General features: G+C 67.1%; 3 protein-coding genes. All 3 read left to right on the top strand.

Annotated features, from left to right (window positions below):
• On the top strand, window positions 1-624 hold a 624-nt coding region (locus G6017_RS14765; RefSeq protein ID WP_182618030.1), incomplete at its 5' end, for a VWA domain-containing protein.
• Between the two features lie 278 nt (window positions 625-902).
• Window positions 903-1,193, top strand: coding sequence for a DUF485 domain-containing protein (locus G6017_RS14760; RefSeq protein ID WP_179524675.1), 291 nt, complete (start codon window positions 903-905; stop codon window positions 1,191-1,193).
• Window positions 1,193-2,815 carry a monocarboxylic acid transporter gene (locus G6017_RS14755; RefSeq protein WP_179524676.1) on the top strand — a complete coding sequence of 541 codons (1,623 nt, stop codon included), beginning with the start codon at window positions 1,193-1,195 and terminating at the stop codon, window positions 2,813-2,815. Before G6017_RS14760 ends, G6017_RS14755 begins: the two co-directional genes overlap by 1 nt.
• Window positions 2,816-2,847 lie beyond the last annotated feature (32 nt).

The following is a 2,847-nucleotide window of genomic DNA, read 5'->3' as shown; positions in this document are numbered from 1 at the left end:
CCCGGACGGTCACTCGTCCTGGTGGACACCTCGGGCTCGATGGGGTTCGCCATGGCGGACACCGGGGTCACCCGGATCCGGACACTCGTCGAGACCGCCGACGCGGGACTCGCGCGGTTCCCTGACGACGCCGCCCTCGGCCTGTGGGCCTTCGGTGGGGACGCGGGTCTGGACGGGCGCCCCTACCGCGAGGTCGCCCCGCTCACCCGCCTCGACGCCCCCACCCCCGAGGGGAGCCACCGCGATTCGCTTGCCGGCGCCCTGGCGTCGCTCCCCGGGCTGGTCGGCGGAGGGACGGATCTCCACCGGACCGTGCTCGACGCCTACGCGGCGGTCCGGTCGGGCTACGACCCCGACATGATCAACTCGATCATCGTGATCTCCGACGGGGCCAACGACACGGTGTCGGAGCTGACCCGGGACGACTTCCTCCTCGCACTCCGGGGCATGGTCGACCCGTCCGAGCCGGTGATCGTGGTGACCGTCGGCCTGCTCGACGACGCCGACCCGGAGACCCTGGCCGAGATCGCCCGGGTGACCGGGGGGAGCAGTCATGTCGCGCAGACGACCGACGAGATCGTCCGGGTGTTCGCCGACGCCGTCGGTCGACGGGGCGGTGCCTGACCCCGACGCCGGCGCCGACCCCCCCGGATGAGGTGGCTCCGCCCCCCGATAGGGGTGGTGTCACCACCGCGTTTGCCTCCGTCGGCCCCCCGGGGCGGATTGGCCTCGGCAAACCCTTGTGTCCCGTGTCACACTTCTCCAGTCCTAGTCTGTGAGGCGCATCACTACAGAGGTGTGGCTCGAGAGAACTGAAACGGAGGACCTCCGTGTCCCAACCAGCTGATCCCCCGGTGGGAGGATCGTCACGACGCAGCCCGGAAGCGGCTGACTTCGAGGCGATGCACTCCAGCCCGGAATTCCAGGAGTTGCGCAGCAAGTTCAGGGCCTTCGTCTTCCCCATGACGATCGCCTTCCTCGTCTGGTACTTCCTGTACGTGCTACTGGCGGTCTACGCGACCGACTTCATGGCGACCAGGGTCTTCGGGAACATCACCTGGGGGCTGATCATCGGTCTGGCGCAGTTCGTCACCACGTTCCTCATCACGTTCCTGTACATCCGGTTCGCCAACCGGGTGATCGACCCCCGCGCGGAAGCGATCCGCCACGAGCTGGAAGGTGAGGTGGCCTGATGGGCGACTGGCTGATCAACATCCGTGAGCTCACCCCGGGGGAGCAGGTCGGCTCCACTCTGCTCAACATGGTCGTGTTCGGCATCTTCATCGTCGTCACCATGACGCTGGTGCTGCGGGCGTCCAAGTCGACCAAGTCGACCAAGGACTTCTACACCGGTGGCTCCACCTTCACGGGGCCGCAGAACGGGTTCGCGATCGCCGGCGACTACCTCTCGGCGGCCTCGTTCCTGGGCATCGCCGGTGCCATCGCCATCAACGGTTACGACGGCTTCCTCTACTCCATCGGCTTCCTGGTGGCGTGGCTGGTGGCGTTGATGCTCGTCGCCGAGCTGATGCGTAACACCGGTCGGTTCACCATGGCCGACGTGCTGAGCTTCCGTCTCAACCAGCGGCCCGTCCGCATGGCCGCCGCCCTGGCGACTCTCGCGGTCTGCCTGTTCTACCTCATCGCCCAGATGGCGGGCGCCGGCGGTCTGGTCGCCCTGCTGCTCAACATCAACGATTCCACCGGCCAGGCGATCGTCGTCGCGGCCGTCGGGATCCTGATGATCGTCTACGTGCTGGTCGGTGGCATGAAGGGCACCACGTACGTGCAGATGGTCAAGGCCGTGCTGCTCGTGGGTGGCGTGCTGATCATGTGTCTGTTCGTCCTGGTGGCGGCGCGGGGCAACTTCTCGGCACTCCTCGGCGAGGCCGTCGCCAACTCGGGTAAGGACCTCCTCAGCCCGGGTCTGCAGTACGGCGCCACCGAGACCAGCAAGCTCGACTTCATCTCCCTGTCGATCGCCCTGGTCTTCGGTACCGCCGGCCTGCCCCACGTGCTGATGCGCTTCTACACGGTCCCCACCGCCAAGGAGGCCCGTCGCTCGGTCACCTGGGCGATCGCGCTCATCGGGTCCTTCTACCTGTTCACCCTGGTCCTCGGCTTCGGTGCCGCGGCGATGGTGGGATCGGACGTCATCGAGGCGGCGCCGGGTGGCGTGAACTCGGCGGCCCCGTTGCTGGCCTTCGCGCTGGGTGGGGAGATATTCCTCGGCATCATCTCGGCGGTGGCCTTCGCGACGATCCTCGCGGTGGTCGCGGGCCTGGCGATCACCGCCTCGGCGTCGTTCGCCCACGACATCTACAACGGTGTGATCAAGCACGGCAAGGCCACGGAGAAGGCCCAGCTGCGCGTGTCCCGGATCACCGTCGTGGTGATCGGTGTCGCGTCCATCATCATGGGCATCGGCGCCATGGGGCAGAACATCGCGTTCCTCGTCGCCCTCGCCTTCGCCATCGCGGCGTCGGCGAACCTGCCGACCATCCTCTACTCGCTGTTCTGGAAGCGCTTCAACACCACCGGTGCGCTGTTCTCCATGTACGGCGGCCTGATCAGCACACTCGTGCTGATCGCGCTCTCTCCCGCGGTCTCGGGTGGCCCGAAGTCGATGATCACCAGTGTCGACTTCTCGCTGTTCCCCCTGTCCAACCCGGGCATCGTGTCGATTCCGCTGGCGTTCCTGCTCGGCATCATCGGCACGTTCCTCGGGAAGAAGGACGAGTTCCCGCAGAAGCGGGTGGAGATGGAGGTCCGCTCCCTCACCGGCGTCGGTGTGGAGAAGACCATCAACCACTGACCCGGCCCACCCGGGCGGAACCGATCCCGACC

The sequence above is a fragment of the Dietzia sp. B44 genome (assembly GCF_014145245.1).
Lineage (GTDB): Bacteria > Actinomycetota > Actinomycetes > Mycobacteriales > Mycobacteriaceae > Dietzia > Dietzia natronolimnaea.
The sequence above is the reverse complement of the archived record's forward strand: the minus strand, read 5'-3'. Positions and strand labels throughout refer to the sequence as shown.

Coding starts and splice junctions, on each gene's coding strand:
- G6017_RS14760 (WP_179524675.1), top strand. CDS start 903: ATGCACTCCAGCCCGGAATTCCAGGAGTTGCGCAGCAAGTTCAGGGCC.
- G6017_RS14755 (WP_179524676.1), top strand. CDS start 1,193: ATGGGCGACTGGCTGATCAACATCCGTGAGCTCACCCCGGGGGAGCAG.